The organism is Vreelandella olivaria (assembly GCF_023507745.1).
GTDB lineage: Bacteria > Pseudomonadota > Gammaproteobacteria > Pseudomonadales > Halomonadaceae > Vreelandella > Vreelandella olivaria_A.
This window is the reverse complement of sequence record NZ_JALPZO010000069.1, coordinates 1-640: the sequence shown is the minus strand read 5'-3', so window position 1 is coordinate 640 and position 640 is coordinate 1. Positions and strand designations below refer to the sequence as shown.

1 protein-coding gene is annotated in these 640 nt (G+C 55.9%); it reads left to right on the top strand.

Annotated elements, in window-relative coordinates; translation table 11 throughout:
- Nucleotides 1-640 (top strand): WD40/YVTN/BNR-like repeat-containing protein (locus tag HP566_RS06375; RefSeq protein ID WP_425348174.1); only part of this gene is annotated, 640 nt, incomplete at both ends.

Here is a 640-nt window from a genome sequence, read left to right as displayed (position 1 = left end):
AAATGAAGTGGCGCTACACCATCACGCTGGGCGTGGTGTTACTGGGCTACTGGGTATTTACCCATGGCACAAGCTGGGAGCGTGTTAGTAGCGATTTTATGAAAGAAGATACTCCCTACGGGCCAGGAGACTTCCGCATTCGGGGTGAGCAAGTGCTTTCCATGAAGCTTACCAATCCTGAAGTAACTACGAAGCCGCGTGAAGAACGAAGCGATCCAACACGAGCTGAGTTTACTGAACAGTGGATGTATAACCCAAGCGAAACAGCCAACCGCCGCACAGTGCGTATCCTCGGTGGTTCACTTGGGGAAGGCGTTGAACGGCGCTTTGAGGAGCCCGCGCAGCAGGCAGACTGGTGGCTTTCACCGGACTGGAACACGCTCTATCTCGCAATGGGCTGGTCAGACCGTACTGCTAATAAGCTCCCAGGACAGCGCTATCGCCCTCAGCTGACCCAACTGTTTAAATCCACCGACCAGGGGGAATCCTGGGAACGGTTGCACTGGCCGGAAGACCAGAATATTTCGGCACTGCGGTTTATCGATGCCCAGCGGGGGTATCTCATTGGATGGGGGCCACACCTCTGGCGCACCGAGGATGGCGGTGAACACTGGCAAGAGATTCCCGTTCCCACAGGCGC